16 protein-coding genes are annotated in these 19,011 nt (G+C 75.5%); 10 read left to right on the top strand and 6 right to left on the bottom strand.

Features of this window, described 5'->3' with window-relative positions; translation table 11 throughout:
- Positions 1 to 103: 103 nt before the first annotated feature.
- Complete coding sequence (locus tag HH311_RS05705; RefSeq protein WP_169182510.1) at positions 104 to 502, top strand: DUF2795 domain-containing protein; 399 nt, start codon at positions 104 to 106, stop codon at positions 500 to 502.
- Between the two features lie 25 nt (positions 503 to 527).
- Here the strand turns inward: HH311_RS05705 and HH311_RS33125 are convergent, their stop codons facing one another.
- The gene (locus HH311_RS33125; RefSeq protein ID WP_312029962.1) at positions 528 to 1,517 is read right to left on the bottom strand and encodes a methyltransferase domain-containing protein; all 990 of its coding nucleotides are present in this window, start codon (positions 1,515 to 1,517) and stop codon (positions 528 to 530) included.
- Here HH311_RS33125 and HH311_RS05695 point away from each other — a divergent pair.
- Entirely contained in the window at positions 1,452 to 2,798 is a 1,347-nt protein-coding gene (locus HH311_RS05695; protein WP_312029961.1) for an MFS transporter, read from the top strand. The two genes, HH311_RS33125 and HH311_RS05695, sit on opposite strands and share 66 nt — an antisense overlap.
- Here the strand turns inward: HH311_RS05695 and HH311_RS05690 are convergent.
- Positions 2,771 to 4,819, bottom strand: coding sequence for a glycosyltransferase family 39 protein (locus tag HH311_RS05690; RefSeq protein WP_169182508.1), 2,049 nt, complete (start codon positions 4,817 to 4,819; stop codon positions 2,771 to 2,773). The genes HH311_RS05695 and HH311_RS05690 overlap by 28 nt on opposite strands.
- Positions 4,820 to 5,101: 282 nt before the next feature.
- On the opposite strand from HH311_RS05690, the gene HH311_RS05685 reads away from it, so the two are divergent.
- A complete protein-coding gene (locus HH311_RS05685) occupies positions 5,102 to 6,343 on the top strand; it encodes an LCP family protein (RefSeq protein ID WP_312029960.1) in 1,242 nt (413 codons plus the stop codon).
- A 63-nt stretch (positions 6,344 to 6,406) separates the two neighbouring features.
- On the opposite strand, the gene HH311_RS05680 is transcribed toward HH311_RS05685, so the two are convergent.
- Positions 6,407 to 6,754, bottom strand: coding sequence for a helix-turn-helix domain-containing protein (locus HH311_RS05680; protein ID WP_169182506.1), 348 nt, complete (start codon positions 6,752 to 6,754; stop codon positions 6,407 to 6,409).
- Positions 6,755 to 6,810: 56 nt separating this feature from the next.
- Between HH311_RS05680 and HH311_RS05675 the strand changes: the two genes are divergently transcribed.
- The gene (locus HH311_RS05675) at positions 6,811 to 7,560 is read left to right on the top strand and encodes an SDR family oxidoreductase (protein WP_169182505.1); all 750 of its coding nucleotides are present in this window, start codon (positions 6,811 to 6,813) and stop codon (positions 7,558 to 7,560) included.
- A gap of 70 nt (positions 7,561 to 7,630) precedes the next feature.
- Here HH311_RS05675 and HH311_RS05670 read toward each other — a convergent pair whose 3' ends face one another.
- Positions 7,631 to 9,178: a S1C family serine protease gene (locus HH311_RS05670; protein WP_169182504.1), complete on the bottom strand. Its 1,548-nt coding sequence runs from the start codon at positions 9,176 to 9,178 to the stop codon at positions 7,631 to 7,633.
- A 313-nt stretch (positions 9,179 to 9,491) separates the two neighbouring features.
- On the opposite strand from HH311_RS05670, the gene HH311_RS05665 reads away from it, so the two are divergent.
- The 6 genes from HH311_RS05665 (at position 9,492) to HH311_RS05640 (ending at position 16,472) form a co-directional block, all read left to right on the top strand.
- Positions 9,492 to 10,790: a bifunctional glycosyltransferase family 2/GtrA family protein gene (locus HH311_RS05665; protein WP_169182503.1), complete on the top strand. Its 1,299-nt coding sequence runs from the start codon at positions 9,492 to 9,494 to the stop codon at positions 10,788 to 10,790.
- A gap of 92 nt (positions 10,791 to 10,882) precedes the next feature.
- On the top strand, positions 10,883 to 13,057 hold the full coding sequence (locus HH311_RS05660; RefSeq protein ID WP_169182502.1) for a glycosyltransferase family 39 protein: 2,175 nt from the start codon (positions 10,883 to 10,885) through the stop codon (positions 13,055 to 13,057).
- Positions 13,058 to 13,184: 127 nt separating this feature from the next.
- Complete coding sequence (locus tag HH311_RS05655; RefSeq protein WP_169182501.1) at positions 13,185 to 13,757, top strand: hypothetical protein; 573 nt, start codon at positions 13,185 to 13,187, stop codon at positions 13,755 to 13,757.
- 103 nt (positions 13,758 to 13,860) lie between these two features.
- Entirely contained in the window at positions 13,861 to 15,057 is a 1,197-nt protein-coding gene (locus HH311_RS30875) for an excalibur calcium-binding domain-containing protein (protein ID WP_248292013.1), read from the top strand.
- Between the two features lie 2 nt (positions 15,058 to 15,059).
- A complete protein-coding gene (locus HH311_RS05645) occupies positions 15,060 to 15,728 on the top strand; it encodes a class F sortase (protein WP_169182500.1) in 669 nt (222 codons plus the stop codon).
- A 60-nt stretch (positions 15,729 to 15,788) separates the two neighbouring features.
- Positions 15,789 to 16,472, top strand: coding sequence for a phosphatase PAP2 family protein (locus HH311_RS05640; RefSeq protein WP_169182499.1), 684 nt, complete (start codon positions 15,789 to 15,791; stop codon positions 16,470 to 16,472).
- A 63-nt stretch (positions 16,473 to 16,535) separates the two neighbouring features.
- Here HH311_RS05640 and HH311_RS31410 read toward each other — a convergent pair whose 3' ends face one another.
- Together HH311_RS31410 and HH311_RS05630 are read right to left on the bottom strand one after the other, a co-directional pair.
- Positions 16,536 to 17,279 (bottom strand): methyltransferase domain-containing protein, encoded by a 744-nt coding sequence (locus HH311_RS31410; protein WP_169182498.1) that lies wholly within the window; start codon positions 17,277 to 17,279, stop codon positions 16,536 to 16,538.
- A complete protein-coding gene (locus HH311_RS05630; protein ID WP_169182497.1) occupies positions 17,276 to 18,760 on the bottom strand; it encodes a wax ester/triacylglycerol synthase family O-acyltransferase in 1,485 nt (494 codons plus the stop codon). The genes HH311_RS31410 and HH311_RS05630 overlap by 4 nt, the downstream gene beginning before the upstream one ends.
- Positions 18,761 to 19,011 lie beyond the last annotated feature (251 nt).

Raw genomic sequence — 19,011 nt, 5'->3', positions numbered from 1 at the left:
CATTCCACACGCGAATGACGGCGGGACAGGCGTATGGAACATGCGGACGGGGGATTAACCGGTGGATGCGGCCCTCGATGCCGCTGACCCAGAGGAGCTCCCGATGACCACGCCACCCCGCCCCGGTGCCCCCGTCGTCCCCGGCCTGACCCTGCGGGACACCAGCCCGGCCGCGCTCGCCGAGCGCCTGGTCCCGATCCTGCGCGACGTGCCGTTCCCGGCGCGTCGGTGGCAGGTCGTCACCGCGGGGGAGATCTACGGGTGCGACGGCGTGACGCGCGAGCTGCTCGCCCGGCTGCCCGAGGCGGAGTACGCGACCCCCCAGGACCTGCTCGGCGTGCTGTCGGCGGTCCTCACCGGTCGGCCCCTGCCGGTGACCCCGGCGATCCGCGGCGGGGCGCCCGCCGGCCGTGCCGCGCGGACCGTGGCCCCGGGCGCGCCGACCCGGGTGCCGCACCGGGCGCTCGCGGCACGGCGCCCGCGGATGCCGCGTCCCGCCTGAGCCCCGGGGCCCGCCGGTCCCACCGTCAGGAGCGGACCCAGCGCCGGGCGACCGTCTCGAACGGGACCTCGACCGGGTCGGTGTCGACGAGCTCGTCGAGCCGGGTCCGGGCGGCGCGGAAGACCTCGTCCTGCGCGGCGGCGTCGAGCTCGAGGACGCCGCTGTAGGTGCACACCATCCCGGCGATCTCGTCACGGGTCATCGTCCGGGTCCACGACACCGCCACCAGCTCGCCGGTGTCGAACCCGTGCCCGGGCGGGAGCTCGACGTCGAACCCGCGGCGGGACAACCGGGCCGAGCCGTCCGCGTGCGAGCGCCCGATCCCGCGGACCTCGGCCACCCAGTCCACCCGCGGATCGGCCCGGCTCCAGAGCAGCCCCAGCGTGCCGCCCGGGCGCAGCACGCGGGCGATCTCGGCGGTCGCCGTCGGCGGGTCGAACCAGTGCCAGGCCGACGAGGCGAGCACCGCGTCGAGCGCGCCGGACGCGAGCGGGATCGCCTCGGCCACGCCGCGCACGGGCAGCGCGTCCGGTGCGGTGGCGCCGAGACGGGCGAGCATCCGCGGGTCGGGCTCCACGGCGACGACGGCGTGCGCGTCGGGCCGGGCGAGGACCGCGCGGGTGACCAGGTCCCGGCGGCGAGGTCCGCGACGCGGCGCGCCCCGGGCGGGAGGACGTGGTCGAGGGCGGCCGGCGCCGGGCCCGGTCGCAGCCGGTCGTAGTCGTCGGCCCTCGTCCCGAACGTCAGCGCGCGCGACATGGGCCGACCGTACGACCCGGCGGGTGAGGCCGGGATCGGCTCCGCCGGCGCGGGCGAGGGAGCGGTGGCGCGTCGCGCGGATCTCCTCGCGGCGTGCCGCGGCTCCCTGATCGTGGTCCCCCGGCGTGAGCCCCGGTCCGCCCCGAAAACCGGGCGCGTCGCCGGACCCGTCCGACCTAGCCTCCCCCGCGTGGACACGGGGGTCGCGGAGGCGCGGAGGAGCCGGCTGCCGCGGGCCGTGCGCCCGCTGCGGCACCCGGCGTACCGGCGGCTGGTCGGCACCGTGGTCGGCTCCGAGCTGGCCGAGGGCCTGTGGGTGGTCGCGGTCGTGTGGCAGGTCATCGCCCTCGGCGGGGGTGCGTCGACCTTCTCGGCGGTGAGCGGCGCGCTCGCCGGCGGGCTGGTGGGCACCGCCCTGCTGGGCGGGGTGCTGGCCGACCGGCTCTCGCAGCGCCGGATCCTGCAGGTGGTGGCGGCGGTCCAGCTCACGGGCGCGGGGCTGGTCGCGGCGCTCTCACTGGGCGGCGCGCTGCGGCCGGCCGCCCTCGTCGTCGTGGCGGCGGTGATCGGGATGGCCGGTGGCCTCGCCTTCCCCGCGTACGCCGCGCTGCTGCCGCGGCTGGTGCCCGCCGGGGAGCTGCAGGCGGTCAACGGTCTGGAGGGGGTGCTGCGCCCCCTCCTGCTCTACGCGGGTGGTCCGGCCGTCGCCGGCGTCCTCGTCGCGGCCGCCGGGCCGGGCGTCGCGCTGCTCGCGGTGGCCGCGGCGTCCGGCGTCTCGCTGGCCTGCGCGTGCGCGCTGCCTGCGGACGCCAGTGGAGCCGCGACGGCGGCGGACGACGCCGAGCCCCGCGGGATGCTGGCGGACCTGCGCGAGGGCGTCCGGTACGTGACCCGGACGCGGTGGCTGCTGGTGACCATCGTCTTCGCGTGCTTCATGGTCCTCGTCGTGCTGGGCCCGCTCGAGGTCCTCGTGCCCTTCGCGGTGAAGGACCGCGCCGGTGGCGGACCGGGCGAGCACGCGCTGGTGCTCGCCGTCTACGGGCTCGGCGGGGCCGCGGGGTCCTTCGCGGCCGGCTCGCTGCCGACCCCGCGGCGCTACCTCACCACGATGATCGTGATGTGGTCGCTGGCGGCGCTGCCGCTCGCGGTGTTCGGGCTGGCGACGGCGCTCTGGCCGATGGTGCTCGCCGCGTTCGTCGTCGGCGCCGTGTTCTCGGCGCCCCAGGTCATCTGGGAGACGCTGCTCCAGCGCCGGGTGCCCCCGCGGCTGCTGGGTCGGGTGTCGAGCCTGGACTTCTTCGTGTCGCTGGGCCTGATGCCGGTCTCGATGGCGCTGGCCGGACCGGCGAGTGCCCTCGTGGGGCTCACCCCGGTCTTCGTGGTCGCCGCCGTGGTGCCCGTCGTGATCGGGGCGGTGGCGCTGGCCGCGGGCCGGCTGGGGCCCGACGAGCTCGCCCACCCGCTGCACGAGGAGGACCCGGGCGGTGTCCCGCCCGGGTCCAACCCGGATCAGCTGGTCGGCTGCGTGAGGTCGTAGACGGTCGTGCCGCCGATGGTCGTGGCCGTGTAGTGGGCCTTCACCCACGTGGTGATCTGGGAGCCGACCGAGTCCGAGCCGCCCTGGCCGCCCATCCCACCGCCGCCCATGCCCCCGCCGTCCCCGGAGCTGATGAAGTAGTGCACGTCGCCGGCCGCGACCAGGGCCTGGAACTGCGCCAGGGTCGGGGCGGTGTCGGTGCCGCTGAAGCCGCCGATCGCCATGACCGCCGTGCCCGAGGAGAGTTCGAGCGTGGCCGCGCTCTGCGAACCGATCACGGCCGCGGACCAGCGGGTGTCCGAGCTCTGCAGCAGCGAGGTGACCGCGGCCGACGTCGTGCTGCCGAGACCGAGCCCGCCCATGCCGCCCGCGCCGCCCTGGGGTGCGCCGGCCGGGCGCTGGCCCGCAGGCGGGGTGCCGCCACCGAAGCCGCCCATGCCGTTCCCGGTCGAGGGGCCGGCGGAGGGGACGGGCCCGGAGTGAGCGGTGGTCGCGGTGTCCGCGGCGTAGGCCACGGTGCCGCCCGCCCCGGCGAGCAGCGCCGCGAGCAGGACGACCGGGAGGGCCCGACGGGTCCAGGTGCGGCGCGTGACGAGGCCGGCGAGGACCAGCAGCACGGCGACCGCGCCGGCGATCGCCACGACCCAGCGCAGCCAGGGCAGGAAGTCCGGGGTGCGGCGGAGCAGCACGACGCTCCAGGCCGTGGTCGCGCCGAGCGCGGCGGCCAGGGCGAGGCGGGGGAGGAGCTCCTCGCGGCGGCGCCAGAGCAGGGCGCCCCCGACGGCGAGCGTGCCGGCCAGGCCCGGGGCCATCGCCACCGAGTAGTAGGCGTGCACGGTCCCGTTCATGAAGCTGAAGACCAGCCCGTTGACCAGCAGCCAGCCGCCCCAGAGCACCAGGGCGGCGCGGGTCCGGTCGGTGCGCGGGGCCCGGCGGGTCAGCCAGAGCCCGGCGACCAGCACGATCAGCGCGGCCGGGAGCAGCCACGAGATCTGGCTGCCGAAGGACTCGTTGAACATCCGGGTGATGCCGGTGGAGCCGCCGAAGCCGGTGTTGCCACCGCCGCCGGGACCGGCGTTCCCGCCGGCGTTGCCCTCGCCACCGAAGATGCGGCCGAGGCCGTTGTAGCCGAGGACCAGGTCGAGGAAGGAGTTGTCGGTCGAGCCGCCGATGTAGGGCCGGGAGGAGGTGGGCCACAGGTCGACGAGCAGCACGTACCAGGCGACGGAGGCGAGCATCGCCCCGAGGCCGGCGACCAGGAGCAGCAGACGCCGGCGCCAGGTGACCGCCGCCGCGAGCACGATGACCAGCACGAACGCGGGGACGACCAGCCAGGCCTGCAGCATCTTCGTCAGGAACCCGAGACCGAGCAGCGCGCCGGTGAGGACGATCCACCGCACGCCGGCCCGCGTGGCCGCCGCGTCGATGGCGCGGACGGCGGCGTAGGCGGCCGCCGTCATGCACAGCACGAGCATCGCGTCCGGGTTGTTGAACCGGAACATCAGGACGGCGACCGGGGTGAGGGCGAGCGCGGTGCCGGCGATCAGCCCCGCGCCCGGGCCGGCCCACCGCCGGACGGCCGCCCGGAGCAGGGCGACGGAGGCGACGCCCATGAGCGCCTCGGGCACCAGCATCGACCAGGCGTTGAAGCCGAAGATCCGCCCGGAGAGCGCCATGACCCAGAGCGAGGCCGGCGGCTTGTCGACGGTGATGAAGTTCGAGGAGTCCAGCGACCCGAACAGCAGCGCCTCCCACGACTGCGTGCCGGCCTGGACCGCCGCGGCGTAGAAGGTGTTGCCCATCCCGGTGGCGCCGAGGTCGACGAGGTAGAGCAGGGCGGTGCCCACCAGCAGGGCGAGCAGGGCGGGGCGCTCCCACCGCGGCGCCTCGAGCGACCCGCGCCAGAGCCGGGAGAGCGGGCGCGACGGCTGCGCGTGCCGGGCCCCCGTCCGACCGGACCGACGGGGCGCCGGGCGCGGACCGGGCCGGGGCACGGTGCGGAGATCGGTCGTGGTCGTCATGGTCACGACTCTGCTGAGCCGCTCTGTCCGGTTCCTGGGGCGTCGTTGTGGGCGTGCTGTGAGGGCTCGGCCCGCCCCGGGGCGGCAGGAGGGGAACGGCCGAGGGGTCGCCTCGCGTGGGTTGGCCGGTGTGGTCGCCGTGGGTGCGCGCCGGGGCGGGTGTGAGGCGACTGTGGGTCCCGGGACCCGATCGACACCCGCTTCGTGCCAGATCACGGTGACGATCCGTCGGCGAACGGGAACCATGGTGAGGTGAGTGGAACCACGACGGGGCGGCGGCGTGTGCGCTTGCTCGCTCGCTCCCTGCTCGTCGTGGCGTCGGCGGCGGTCCTCGTGGTCTCGGCGTTCGCCTGGACCCAGGTCCGCGTGCTGGATCGATCCACCGCCTCGGCGTCGGTGATCGCGAGCGGGTCCGGCGGGCCGGCCGCGGAGCAGAACATCCTGCTGCTGGGCGTGGACAGTCGGACCGACCCGCAGGGCAACCCGCTCCCGCCCGCCCTGCTCGACGCGCTGCACGCCGGCGGCAGCAGCGACGGTGGGGACACCGCCGACTCGATCATCGTCGTGCACGTGCCCGCGGGCGGCGGCCGGGCGACGGCCATCTCGATCCCCCGCGACTCCTACGTCCAGCTCGCCGACGGCTACGGCAAGCACAAGATCAATTCGGCCTACTCGCGCGCGGTGGCCTACACGACCGACTCGCTGACGGCCGGCAGCGGGTCCTCGGGCGCCCCCACCTCGCCGTTCGCGCCCGACGCCGGCCCGTCGGTGTCCCCGGACGACCCGGCGGTGCGCCGCGCCGCGCTGGCCGCCGGCGCGAAGGAGACCATCGACACCGTGCAGTCCCTGACCGGCCTGCAGATCACCCACTTCGCGTCGGTCAACCTCGCGGGGTTCGCCGACGTCAGCTCGGCGATCGGCGGGGTGCCGGTCTGCCTGCGCGCCCCCGTCGACGACCCGTACTCCGGCCTCCGGCTCCCCGCCGGTCCCCAGCTGGTCAGCGGCACCCAGGCTCTCGCCTTCGTGCGGCAGCGCCACGGGCTGCCCGGCGGCGACCTCGACCGCATCGCCCGCCAGCAGGTGTTCCTCGCCGGCGCCACGAAGCGGCTGCTCTCGGCGGGCACGCTCGCCAACCCCTTCGCGGTCGACCGGCTCACCGGCGTCGTCTCGCGGTCGGTGACGCTGGACTCAGGATGGAACGCCCTGTCCTTCGCGACGCAGATGCAGGACCTCTCCGCGGGCGCGGTCACCTTCCGCACAATCCCGACGGGCACCGACGAGCTCGAGACCCCCGAGGACGGTCAGGCGGTGCAGGTCGACCCGTCCCAGGTGCGGCCGTTCGTCACCGACGCCATCGACGTCGACAGCGGCGTCGTCCCTCCGCCCACCGCTCCCGCGGCGGTGACCCCGGTCGGGACGCAGAGCGACGACTCGTCCTCCGCCCAGGGCGCGAGCACGACGACCACCCCGCCCGCCCCGGTGACGCCGCCGATCACCGCCGCGGCGCCGGGGTGCGTCAACTAGCTGGTCCAGCCCGCCTCGCGCAGCAGCTTCCGGATCGGTGGGCGTCGAGGTCGTCCGCCCCGGTCACGGCGACGTCCCGCGGACGATCGGCGACGCGTACTTCTCGCCCCAGGCCCGCAGGTCGGCGAGCACCGGCAGGAGCTCGCGGCCGGCCTCGGTGAGCAGGTACTCGTCGCGGGGCGGGTGCTCGGAGTAGCGCCGCCGCTCGACGAGCCCGCCCTCCTCGAGCGAGCGCAGCCGCGCCGAGAGGCTCGCGCGCGGGGCGCCCGTGTTGACCTGGATGTCGTTGAAGCGCCCCACCCCGAACCCGAGCTCGCGCAGGGCCAGCAGGGCCCAGCGGTCCCCGACGAGCACCAGCGCGTCGGCGATGCCGCAGACCCGGGGTCTCGTGGGTGCAGCTTCTGAACTCACCGTGCTAGCCTACCGCCCGCAGCAAGTTCAGGAACTGAACCCACTAGGAGGCGGTCATGGCATCGGTGCTCATCACGGGAGCGTCGAAGGGGATCGGGCGGGCGATCGCGATCGAGGCGGCGTCGCGGGGGCACCGGGTGGTCGCCACCGCCCGCGACCCGCGCACCCTGGCCGAGCTCGACGTCGACGCCCGGCTCGCCCTCGACGTCTCCGACCCGGAGAGCGTCGCCGCGGCGATCGCGGCGGCGGGCGAGGTGGACACGTTGGTGTCCAACGCGGGGGTCATCTTCTACGCGGCGGTGGAGGCCACCCCGCCGGAGGAGCTCGCGGCCCTCTTCGACCGCAACACCCTCGGCGCGCTGCGGGTGGCGCAGGCCGTGCTGCCCCAGATGCGGGCGCGCGGCCGCGGCCGGCTGCTGTTCATGTCGAGCGTGGTGGGCCGGGTCGTCCTGCCGCCCAACGCGGCCTACGCGGCCACCAAGTGGGCCCTCGAGGGCCTCGTCGAGGCGCTCGCGATCGAGACCGCGCCGCTCGGCCTGGACGTCGCGCTGCTCGAGCCGGGCGCGGTGAGCTCGGGCGCCCTCGACGACGTCGACTGGTTCCGGCTGCCCGGCGACCCGTACGCCCACCTCGGGACGGCCCCGACCGAGCGCCGGACGCTCATCACCCCGGAGGAGGTGGCGGCCGCGACGGTCGACGCCGTCGAGGCCGAGCACCTGCCCCTGCGCATCCCGATCGGCGCGCCCGCCAAGGCGCTGCTCGCCGCCCGGCACGCCGCGCCCGAGGACGTCCCGTTCGTGCCGTAGGTGCGCTCCGCGCACGTGAGCACTAAATGCCGCTATAGCGGCACTTAGTGCTCACGAGGCCGGAGGCCACCTAGCTGGACGGCGCCCGCTCGGTGCCCAGGGTGACCGGAACCTGGCGCGGCTGCTGCCCCTGCGACTGCACCGTCAGGGTCACCTGCGCACCGGGGTTCTCGGCGCGGACCGCGGCGATGAGCGAGTCACCGTCGTCGATCAACCGGTCGTCGACCTTCGTCACGACGTCGCCGGCCTTGAGGCCGGCGTTCGCCGCGGCGCCGCCGGGGCTCACGGAGCCGATCGTGGCGCCGTTCTCGGTGGTCGACCCCTGCTGCTGGTCCTGCGCGACGCCGACGCCGAGGACGGCCTGGTTCGCGAAGCCCTGCTGCGCGAGCTGGTCGCCGATCCGCTTGGCCTGGTTGATCGGGATCGCGAACCCGAGCCCGATCGAGCCGGACTGCTGCCCGCCGCCCTCGCCGCCGGACGACGAGCCCAGCGACGCGATCGCCGAGGTGATCCCGATGACGCGACCGTTCATGTCGACCAGCGCGCCGCCGGAGTTGCCGGGGTTGATCGCGGCGTCGGTCTGGACGGCGTCGATGACGGTCGCCTGGCCGCTCTGCGCGCCGCCGGTCGCCACCGGGCGCTGCAGCGCGGAGACGATGCCCGAGGTCACCGTGCCGGACAGGCCCAGCGGCGACCCGACGGCGACGACCTCCTGGCCGACCTGGAGCTGGCCGGAGTCGCCGAGCGCCACCGGGGTCAGGTTCGAGACGCCCTGGGCGCGCACGACGGCGAGGTCGGCGGTGGCGTCGGTGCCCACGACCTGCACCGAGGCGGTCTGGCCGTTCTGGAACACCGCCTGGAGCTGGGTGCCGGCCGTCGAGGGCTGCTGCTGTTGCTGCTGCCCGCCGCCGAGCAGGCCACCGAGCCCGCCCAGGCCGCCCTGCTGCTGCGTCTGCTGCTGACCGGCCTCGAGCACGTGGGCGTTGGTGAGGATCAGTCCGTCGGCGGAGATGACGATGCCCGAGCCCTCGCCGGAGGGGCCGCGGAGCTGCACGACGCTCGGCAGCACCTTCTGGGCCACCGCCTCGACCGAGCCGGCGGGAGCGGGCGACGACGAGGACGACGACGAGTCCGAGCTCCCGGAGAGCACGGAGCTGTTCCCGCCGGAGCCGGCGCTCGCGGCCTCGTACCCGACGACGCCGCCGACCCCGCCCGCCACGAGCAGCGCCGCCAGTCCCGCCGCGACGAGCACCAGCGGGCTGCGGCGACGCCGCCCGCCGCCACCGCCCGACCCGCCGGTGGGCCAGTGCGAGGTGGGGGGAGGTCCCGACGGCGGCTGGGCCGCGCCGTGCTGGCCCCAACCGGTGGGCGTCGCCCACGGCGACCCGGTCTGCTCGGTCGGCTGCTCGGTGCGCGGCATCGTGGCCGTGCCGGCGGGGTTGTCGTTCGCGGTCGGGGCGCGCCACGGGTTCGAGGGCGTCGCCTGGCCGGTCGCGTCGTGCTGGTGGCTCTCGTACCGCACACCCGCGCTCGCGGACCCGTCGCGCGGGGCGGGGCCGGCGGAGTGGGCGGGTTCGCCGGGCTGGCCTGCCCTGGCGAACGGGTCCTGGTCGGTCATGGCTGCGAGCGTGCTCCTGTCGGCTGTGGGGGCCCTGCGGCTTGTCTGCAAAGTTCCTGAGATGAGCGCGCTCACGCCGGCCGTGAACCGGACGCCGATGCCCGATCGGGTCCGGAGCGGACACAGGTGACCCACAGCTCGTCTCCAGTCACCGGACATCGTGCCTGCCGACCCTGGGTGCATGGCGTCCCCGGCCCGATGTGGCCCCTACCCGTCCGACGATCCGGTCACCGCCGACCGACGCCGCGCCACCCACAGGACGATCACAGGCGGGTCCCACCGTCCGTCCACGTCCGACCCCGACGGTGGAACCATGACCGCAGCGATCGCTCCCCACACCCCGGATCCGTCCGGTGGTGCTCCGCTCACCGGCGGCCGTCCAGCTCCCCGGGCCGCCATCGAGCCCGATGACTCCACCCCGGTCCTCGACGTCGTCGTCCCCGTCTACAACGAGGAGCGCGACCTGGGCCCGTGCGTCCAGCGACTCCACGCCCACCTGACCGACGCGTTCCCGTACCGCTTCCGGATCACGGTGGCCGACAACGCCTCGACCGACAAGACCCTCGCGGTCGCGAAGGCCCTCGAGTCGCAGTACGACGAGGTCGCCGTGGTCCACCTCGACCAGAAGGGCCGCGGCCGGGCGCTGCGGACCGTGTGGACGGCGTCGGACGCGCCCGTGCTGGCCTACATGGACGTGGACCTCTCGACCGACCTCAACGCCCTGCTGCCGCTGGTCGCGCCGCTGATCTCGGGCCACTCCGACCTGGCGATCGGCTCCCGGCTCTCGCGGACCTCCCGGGTCGTCCGCGGCGCCAAGCGGGAGATCATCTCCCGCTGCTACAACGTCATCCTGCGCGGCACGCTGCGGGCCCGGTTCTCCGACGCGCAGTGCGGCTTCAAGGCGATCCGCGCCGACGTCGCCGAGCGCCTGCTCCCCTTGGTCCAGGACACCGCGTGGTTCTTCGACACCGAGCTGCTGGTGCTCGCCGAGCGGTCCGGGCTGCGGATCCACGAGGTCCCGGTCGACTGGGTGGACGACCCGGACTCGCGCGTGGACGTCGTCGCCACCGCGGTCGCCGACCTCAAGGGCGTCGCCCGCGTCGGCAAGGCCCTCGCGACGGGCGCCCTGCCGGTCGCGCAGCTGCGCCGCGAGCTCGGCCGCGAGGAGATCACCGGAGCCGGCGCGGACGAGACCGCCGGGGTGGCCCCGGGCATGACCGCGCAGATCGTCCGGTTCGCGGTCATCGGTGTGATCTCCACCGTCGCGTTCCTCCTGCTCTACTCGCTGTTCCGCACCGCGATGCCGGCCCAGGTCTCGAACCTGCTCGCCCTGGTGATCACCGCCGTCGCGAACACCGCGGCCAACCGCCGGCTCACCTTCGGCATCCGCGGCAAGCGCCACGCGGGCCGCTCCCAGGTGGAGGGCCTCGTCGTCTTCGGGCTCGGGCTGGTGCTGACCTCGGGCTCGCTGGCTCTGCTCGACGTCCTCTCCCCCGGCGCGAGCCACGTCACCGAGCTGGTCGTCCTGGTGATCGCCAACGCCGTCGCCACCCTGCTGCGCTTCGTCGCCTACCGGTCGTGGGTGTTCCACCCGCGCCGCCAGTCCGCCTAGTCCCTGCTGCCAGCGGTGTCGCACCGCAGACACTGAACGTCCGGAAACCGACACCGTCGAACCCGCCTGCCTTCCGGGAGCCCCGCACCCCCATGAGCACGACCACCGATGCCCAGAGCCCGGCATCCGCGTCCGACGGCGATCCCGCCACCGACCGGTTCGCCGTCCCGGCCGCCGCCACCGGCTCCCGAGGCCGTCGCCTGGTGCGCGGCCGCCCCGAGGACCCGTCGTGGGTGCGCCCCACCTTCTGGCTGCTCCTCGTCGCCACCGCCGTCACCTACCTGTGGGACCTCGGCGCCGCCGGCTGGTCGAACTCCTTCTACGCGGCTGCCGTCCAGGCAGGCACGCAGTCGTGGAAGGCGTGGCTGTTCGGCGCGCTCGACGCGCCGGGTCTGATCACCGTCGACAAGCCCCCGGCCTCGATGTGGGTGATGGCGCTCTCCGGGCGGATCTTCGGGTTCTCGACCTGGTCGATGCTCGTCCCCGAGGCCCTGATGGGGGTCGCGAGCGTCGCCCTGGTGTACGCGATGGTCCGCCGCTGGTCCGGCCCGCGCACCGCGCTGGCCGCCGCCTCGCTGGTCGCGTTCATGCCGGCGGCCGCGCTGATGTTCAAGTTCAACAACCCCGACGCCATGCTCGTGCTCTGCATGGTCCTCGCCGCGTGGACCACGGTGCGCGCCGTCGACGCCGCGGGGACGAAGGCCGGCACGTGGTGGCTGGTCGCCGCCGGCGCCTTCGTCGGGCTGGGCTTCCTCACGAAGCAGCTCCAGGTCATGCTGGTGGTCCCCGGCCTCGCCCTGGTCTACCTGGTGGCGGCGCCGACGCGGCTGCGCCGCCGCATCGGGGACCTGGTGGCCGCCGGGGTCGCGATCGTCGTCTCGGCCGGCTGGTACGTCGCGCTCGTCCAGATCTGGCCCGCGTCGTCCCGGCCGTACATCGGCGGCTCGACCGACAACTCGCTGCTCGAGCTCGCCCTGGGCTATAACGGCCTCCAGCGCGTCCTCGGCGGCGAGGGCGGTCCCGGCGGCGGAGGGGGCCGCCGCGGCGCCGGCGGCATGCCGGGCGGGATGCCCGGGGGCGGCGGTGTGCCCGGTGGCGCGGGTGGACCCGGCGGGATGCCCGGCGGCGGGCCGGGCGGTCCCGGCGGGATGCCCGGTGGCGGTTTCGGCGGCTCCCCGAGCCTGGGCCGGCTGTTCACCTCGGAGTTCTCCGGCAATGCCTCCTGGCTGCTCCCGGGTGCGATCGTGCTGCTCCTGGCGGGCCTGTGGTTCACCCGGCGCGCGCCCCGCACCGACCGCACCCGGGCGCTGCTGCTGCTCGGCGGGGGCTGGCTCGTCGTCCACGCCCTGGTCTTCTCCGAGATGAGCGGGATCATCCACCCCTATTACACGGTGGCGATGGTGCCCGGCGTCGCGGTCACGGCCGCCGCCGGCGCCTCGATCCTGTGGCGCGAACGGGCCCGGCTCGCGGCCCGGATCGTGCTCGCGGTGACCGTCGCCGGCACCGCCGCGTGGAGCGCCGTCGTGCTCACCCAGGCCGACTGGGGTCTCTGGCTGCGCTGGGTCGTCGTCGCCGCGGGCGTGCTCGGCGCGATCGGGCTCCTCCTGCCGCGTCTGCTCGTCCGCCGGGCGGTGGCCGTCGTCGTCGCCGTGCTGGCGCTCGTCGGCACCGTCGGGGCCTCCACCGCCTTCGCCGCGGTGACGGCCGCGACGCCGCACCAGGGCTCGGTCGTCTCGGCCGGCCCGGACACCGGCAACGTCATGATGGGCGGCCCCGGAGGACCCGGAGGCGCCGGGCGTGAGGGCGGCGCCCAGGCCGACCGGATGCGCGGGATGGGCGGCGGTCCGGGGATGGGCGAGCAGACCTCGCCGGAGCTCGTCGCCCTCCTGCGGAGCGCGGGCACCCGATGGGCGGCCGCCACGACCGGGGCGATGAACCAGGCCGGCCTGCAGCTCTCCTCCGGGGTCCCGGTCATGGCGATGGGCGGTTTCATGGGCAGCGACCCGGCCCCGACGCTGGCCCAGTTCCAGGAGTACGTCGCCACCGGCCAGATCCGGTACTACGTCGTGGGCGGGGGCCCCGGGGGCGGCATGGGCCCGGGCGGACCCGGTGGGGCGCCGGGCGCGGGCGCCCAGGACCGGGGGGCCACGGGCGGCCCGATGGACCGCGGCACCACCGGTGAGATCACGTCCTGGGTGACCAGCCACTTCACCAAGATCGAGGTCGGCGGCCGCACCGTCTACGACCTGAGCCGTCCGCTGTCCTGACGGCGGTGCCTGCCGACGCGGCGGTGTCCATCCCCCGGACGCCGCCGCGTCGGCGTGTCCGCCCCCGAGCGAGGATCCACAGACGGCACTCAGGGAGCGTCCAGGATCTCGCGTCACCATCGGGGACATGAGGTTCTCGTTGCACTCGGGGCGGCACGCCGTCCCGCCGGTCTCCCGTCCGGGCGCGCCCCGCAGCGGGGGGCGGGAGCAGCCGAGCGCCCCGGTCCCGCCCCAGCACGTCCCGGCCCAGCAGGTCCCCGTCCAGCACGTCCCGGTGGACCACCCCAGCGGGCCGCTGCCGGTGCCGTCGCCGCCGGAGGCGCAGGACCGGCTCGACGACGACGCCCCCGCGACGGTGGAGGTCGTCGGATCGCGCTCCACGGCCCGGCTGCTCGAGGCGGTCGCGCCGGACGTGTGGCGGGTGGTGGCCACGGAACGGCCCTCCTACCACCCGGGCGTCGACTTCGTCGTGCTCCTCGAGCCCGACCCGGCGCTCGTCGCCGACCTCGTCGAGCGCCGGCCCGGGACGGAGGTCGTGGTGCTCCTCCCGCGCACCGCCCCGACCGAGCAGCTGGTGGCGATGCTCGACGCCGGTGTCTCCATCTGTCTGCGCGAGAGCCCCGCCCGCCTCGTGGCCGGACACATGCTGGCCCGGCGGCGCCGCGGCGGGCCCCGGCGCCGGACGCGGGTCGAGAGATAGCAAAGGGTTGGGCTGCTCGGTGTAACGCTTGACCGGAATCCGTGCGATGCGAGGTCGACGGTCCCGCGGGGTGGCGGGACGGAGACCGAGGAGCACGGGGCCGATGACGGCTGGGACGGGGATCCGCGCAGCGGCGCTGCTGACCGCGGGTCTGGTGGGGTTCGCGGTCATGGCACCGGGGATCGCGTCGGCGGAGACGACGCCGAGCGTGCCGGACTGCACGAGCGGGCAGGTCCTCGACGCGTCGGGGACGAGCTGCGTGCCGGCCGACCAGGGGTCGGGCGGCTCGGGCACGACGACGGGCTCGGGCTCGGGCTCGACGACCGGCTCGGGTTCGGGTTCGGATTCCGGCTCGACGACCGACCCGACGACGACCGCTCCGACGACCACCGACGAGGTGCCGGCCACGTCGGGCGGGACCGCGGGGTCGTCCGGCACCGGAGGGGCCCCGTCGTCGGGTCAGGGCACGGCCACGGGCGGGACGGCCGGCGCGGGCTCCGCGCCCGCCGTCGTCGGGGGTGCCGCCCCGCGGGCGACGACCGACACGCCCGCCACCGTCTCGACGGCGCTGACCGGCCTCACGGGCCTCACCGGCACCGGGACGACCGTCGGGGACGTCCTCGGGAGCCTGCCGTCCGGAAACCTCACCGGGCTGCCGACCGTCCCGACCCTCCCCGCCGACGGGACCTTCACCGACCCCCGGGACGCCTGCGTCTACCTGGCGAGCAAGGTGAACGCGCCGGCCGGGCAGGAGGCGACCCTCGGCGAGCAGTTCGCGTCCTTCTGCGGGTCCCTCCCGCCGAGCTTCGGCGGTCTCGACCTCACGGCGCTGATCTCGAAGCTGACCGACCTGCTCGCGGGCCTGCGGGCCACCCCGACCCACCCCGGGAGCACGAGCACCGAGCCGGTCCACACCGCGTGGGGGGATCTGCCCTGGCGGTTCCGCGACCTCGACTGCGCCCAGCTGTCCTACGACGAGGCCCAGGCGGTCCTGCACGCCGACCCGTCCGACCCGAACCACCTCGACGGCGACCACGACGGCGTCGCCTGCGAGCGCAACGCGAAGGACTACGCGACGGTCTGCGACGACTACGTCGGCTACCCGGTGGGCGGGGTCGCGACCGGCGACTCGGCACCCGTCGTCGCACCCGGTCTCGCCGCGGCCCTGGCGGGCCTCGCGCTCGCCACCGTCGCGGGAGCGACGGTGGGCCGCCGCGAGGACACCGAGGGCACGGCCGACGAGTCCGAAGCGGCCGACGAGTCCGACGGGTCCGACCTGCTGACCGCCGGGGAGCGCTGACGATGCCCGACACGGAGACCCGCGAGCGGCCCACGTCCCGCGCCGCGTCGCGCACCTCGCGCGTCGCCTCGGTGCTCACCACCCTGATCGTCGTGGCGCTCGCCGCCGTCGCGCTGTTCGCCGTCGTGACCACGGGCCACGGCTCGGCCCGGACCGACCGGTCGACGGTGACGGTGCCCGCCGGGGCGCCGTCGCTGGCCCTGCCGCTCGCGGCGTCGGCGCCCACCGGGATCGAGATCCCGGCGATCGGCGTGACCCGGGACTCGATCATGAAGCTCGGGTTCAACGAGGACCTGTCCCTGCAGGTCCCGCCGGACGCGGCCACCGTCGGCTGGTTCTCCCGCGGCGCGGCCCCGGGCACCGACGGGCCCGCCGTGTTCGCCTCGCACATCAACTACGCCGGCAAGAAGGGCGGGTTCGCCGACCTCTCCGCGCTCGCGACCGGCGACGAGGTGATGGTGCACCGCGCCGACGGCACCTCGGTGGTGTTCGTCGTCGACCGCGTCGAGCGGGCCTCGAAGCAGGCCTTCCCGACGGCGGCCGTGTACGGCCCGACGACCCGGCCGGAGATCCGGCTGATCACCTGCGGCGGGGCCTTCGACGCGTCGACCCGCAACTACGAGGACAACGTCATCGTCTTCGGGCACGCCACCCGCGCCCATCAGGGGTGATCCCGGGCCCACCGGGGGCGTTCTCACGGAATCATCAGGTCCGGCGGGGACCCTGGGGACATGGCCACCGCCGGAACCCTCGCCGAACGGCCCACCGTCCCCCTGCGTCCGCTCTCCCCAGGGAGGGCGCCGCAGCCGGGAGGGTGGGCCGTCCGCGTCGTGGGTGGGGTGCTGCTCGCGGCGGCGGGCGTGGTGGTGACCGCGGCGAGCTGGCTGCTCCTGGTCGCGGACGCCGGCGGGCGCCGGCTCGACCACGCGCTCATGCTCGCCGTCGAGGACCGCTTCTCGTCGGTGCAGGACGAGCTGCTCGGCCTGCTTCGGCTGGTCGACGTGGCCTCGGTCGGGCTGGTGCTGGTGGTGATCGCCGCGATCGCGCTGCTGCGGCGACGGCCGTGGGCGGCGGCGGCCGGCGTCGTCCTGGTGCTCGCGACGCAGGCGCTGACCCAGGTCCTCAAGTCGGCCCTCCCGCGGGAGGGGGCGGCGGAGAACTCGCTGCCCAGCGGGCACGTCACCGTCATCACGGCGCTCGTCGTGGCGGCCCTGCTGGCGCTGCCCGTGGCGCTGCGGTGGGTGGCCGGGCTCGTCGGGGTGGTGCTCGTCGCGGGCGCGTCGGTGTCGGTGATGGCCGTGGGCTGGCACCGGCCGGGGGACGTGATCGCGGCGTTCGGCGTGGTCGCGGCGGTCGGGGGTGCGCTGCTGCTCGTCGACGGGGTGCGGCGCGCTGCGACGGGCCGACTGCGCTGATCGACGACGGGGCTTTCCTGCCACTGGATGCCAGCAACGACGCTTCCCTGGCACGACGGGGGCTCAGAACGGCGCGGTCGCGTCCACGATGCGGATCCCGCCCAGCGACCGCTCCTGCACCCCGTCCCAGCCTCGCGAGCGCATCTCCCGGGAGAGTTCGCCCGGCCCGAAGACGCGGGCCTGCCCGAACCGGGCCAGCGTCTCGGTGACCGCCCGGAACGGGCCCGGGGCGTGCGACGGCACCGCGATCGCGACCGGCCCGCCCGGCCGCAGCACCCGGGCCATCTCCTCGAGCGTCGTGCCGAGGTCGGGCACCAGATGCAGGCACAGCGAGCACGACACCGCGTCGACGGATCCGTCCCGCAGCGGCAGGTCCATGGCGTCGACCCGCGCGAAGTCGACGCACGCGAACGGGGTGGACCGGGCGGCGCGGGTGAGCATGGGCACCGAGAGGTCGGCCGCGATCACCAGGCCGTCCCGCCCGACCGCCCGCGCGAGCCGGCGGGTCAGCGTCCCCGGTCCGCAGGCGAGGTCGAGCACCGTCTCGCCGCCGATCAGCCCGAGCCGCTCGTCGACCCGGTAGAAGGCGCGCAGGTTCCGCCCGCCCAGCAGGTCGGGGACCAGGCCCTCGATCTGGTCGCCCACGGCGAGCAGCCCGTCGTACCCGCCGGCGCCGCCCTCGCTCTGCCACGCGTCCTGGAGCCGTCCGCGCGATCCCGGCCGGCCGGCGACCAGGTCGAGCCACGGCCCCGTCGTGTCCCTCGGCGGGTGGGCGAGCAGCCCGAGGAGCCGTTGCCGGGCGCTCACGACGCGGCCCGCGCGAGCGTCTCGAGCTCCTCCACCACGAGGTCGGCCAGCCGGGGCAGGTCCGGGACCAGCGCCGCGTCGGACACCAGCCCGACGTCGACCGACCCCGCGTAGCTCTGCACCGTCATGTTCAGGCCCTGGCCGTCGGCCACCGCGGACACGGGGTAGTAGTGCCGCGCCCGCGCGCCGGCCATGTACAGCGGCTCCTGCGGCCCGGGGACGTTGGAGACGATGACGTTGAACGGCAGGACGCCGTTGGTGGCCCAACGGGTGGTCGTGCGGCTGATCAGCGCGGTGATCGCCGGGGTGCCGAGCTCGACCCCGTCCGGCGCGAGGGCGGCAGGCGTCGCCGCGAACACCGCCTTCGCGGTGTGCAGCGACCGGTGGGCGGCGGCGAGGCGCTCGCGGGGATCGGCCAGGTCCGTCGGCAGCGAGGCGACGGTGCCCGACACCCGGTTGGTCCACATGTCGGGCTCCTCGCCGGTGCGCAGCGAGACCGGGATGAGCGCGGTGAGCGGCTCGTCGGGCAGCGCGCCGTGCTCGAGGAGGTAGGTGCGCAGCGCGCCCGCGCAGGCGGCGACGACGACGTCGTTGACGGTCGCCTCGAGGGCCTTGCCGGCGGCCTTCACGTCCTGCAGCGGCACCGAGCGACGGGTGAAGCGGCGGTAGCGGCTGATCGCGGCGTTGAACGGGGTCGACGGGGCGGGCGTCGTGGGGAGGCGCGGCGGGTCGACGTCCGGGTCGCGCTCGCGCCCGAGGTTGAGCACGTCGCCGAGCGGCCCGCGCAGCGTCCGGCGCGCCCGGTCGGCGAGGTCGACCACGGCGGGCTGGCGGGTCGCCGCCGCGAGGTGCTGCCCGGCGCGGGCCGCGAGCAGCAGCGCGCGGCCGGGGCGGGTCACGCCGTGCCAGGCGGCGCGGCCGAGCAGGTCCAGCGTCGAGGGCGGGTCCTCCGGGCGCCACGCGCCGGCGTCGGCCGGCTCCTCGGCGTCGGGGGAGTCGTCGAGCATCAGCGTGAGCAGCTCCGCGCCGGAGGCGCCGTCGATCGCGGAGTGGTGGACCATCGTGAGCAGCGCGAACCGGCCGTGCGGGGACTCCTCGGTCGGCGCGAGGCCCTCGATGACGTGCGAGACCCACAGCGGGTGGTCCCGGTCCATCGGCCCGGCGATCAGGCGGCCGACGAGGGTGTCGAGCTGCTCGTCGGTGCCGGGCGGCGGGACCGCCGAGTGCCGCACGTGGAAGTCGAGGTCGAAGTCCGGATCGGAGATCCAGTAGGGGTGGTCGAGCCCGAGCGGGACCTCGACCAGGCGCCGGCGCAGCGGCTCGAGCAGGTGCAGCCGGTCGGCCAGCTGCTGTCGCCAGGCCGTGTACGGCTCGAAGTCCGGGTCGGGCCGGTCGAGGACGACGAGCTGGCTGACGTGCAGGGCCTGGTGGTCGTCCTCGGCGGCGAGGAACGCCGCGTCCAGGCCGGAGAGCTGCTGCACCCGTTCCTCCTCGCGACCGCGGTGTCGATGGCGATCGGCCGCGTCCGCGCCGTCGCGCGCCGAGTCTGGTCGGTCCGGAGGATCACGGCCACCCGACGACTCCAGGTGATCAACAGTCACGGAAAGCGACAACGAAGGTCACCTCGTCGGACGCTGCAGAAAAGGCTCAGGTCACCCGTAACGGGAACGCGGTGGGCGCGTTGGGTGCGGTGAGTGGTCATGCGCTCGTGTGCGCATGACGCCCGGCGTCG

The organism is Actinomycetospora sp. TBRC 11914 (assembly GCF_012933465.1).
Classification (GTDB): Bacteria; Actinomycetota; Actinomycetes; order Mycobacteriales; family Pseudonocardiaceae; genus Actinomycetospora.
Note: the sequence above shows the minus strand (reverse complement) of the source record. Positions and strands in the feature narration are given on the sequence as shown.

Excerpts from the sequence above, each read along its gene's own strand:
- HH311_RS05705 (WP_169182510.1), top strand. The coding sequence starts at position 104 with ATGACCACGCCACCCCGCCCCGGTGCCCCCGTCGTCCCCGGCCTGACC.
- HH311_RS05690 (WP_169182508.1), bottom strand. The coding sequence starts at position 4,819 with ATGACGACCACGACCGATCTCCGCACCGTGCCCCGGCCCGGTCCGCGC.
- HH311_RS05675 (WP_169182505.1), top strand. The coding sequence starts at position 6,811 with ATGGCATCGGTGCTCATCACGGGAGCGTCGAAGGGGATCGGGCGGGCG.
- HH311_RS05670 (WP_169182504.1), bottom strand. The coding sequence starts at position 9,178 with ATGACCGACCAGGACCCGTTCGCCAGGGCAGGCCAGCCCGGCGAACCC.
- HH311_RS05665 (WP_169182503.1), top strand. The coding sequence starts at position 9,492 with ATGACCGCAGCGATCGCTCCCCACACCCCGGATCCGTCCGGTGGTGCT.
- HH311_RS05660 (WP_169182502.1), top strand. The coding sequence starts at position 10,883 with ATGAGCACGACCACCGATGCCCAGAGCCCGGCATCCGCGTCCGACGGC.
- HH311_RS05655 (WP_169182501.1), top strand. The coding sequence starts at position 13,185 with ATGAGGTTCTCGTTGCACTCGGGGCGGCACGCCGTCCCGCCGGTCTCC.
- HH311_RS30875 (WP_248292013.1), top strand. The coding sequence starts at position 13,861 with ATGACGGCTGGGACGGGGATCCGCGCAGCGGCGCTGCTGACCGCGGGT.
- HH311_RS05645 (WP_169182500.1), top strand. The coding sequence starts at position 15,060 with ATGCCCGACACGGAGACCCGCGAGCGGCCCACGTCCCGCGCCGCGTCG.
- HH311_RS05640 (WP_169182499.1), top strand. The coding sequence starts at position 15,789 with ATGGCCACCGCCGGAACCCTCGCCGAACGGCCCACCGTCCCCCTGCGT.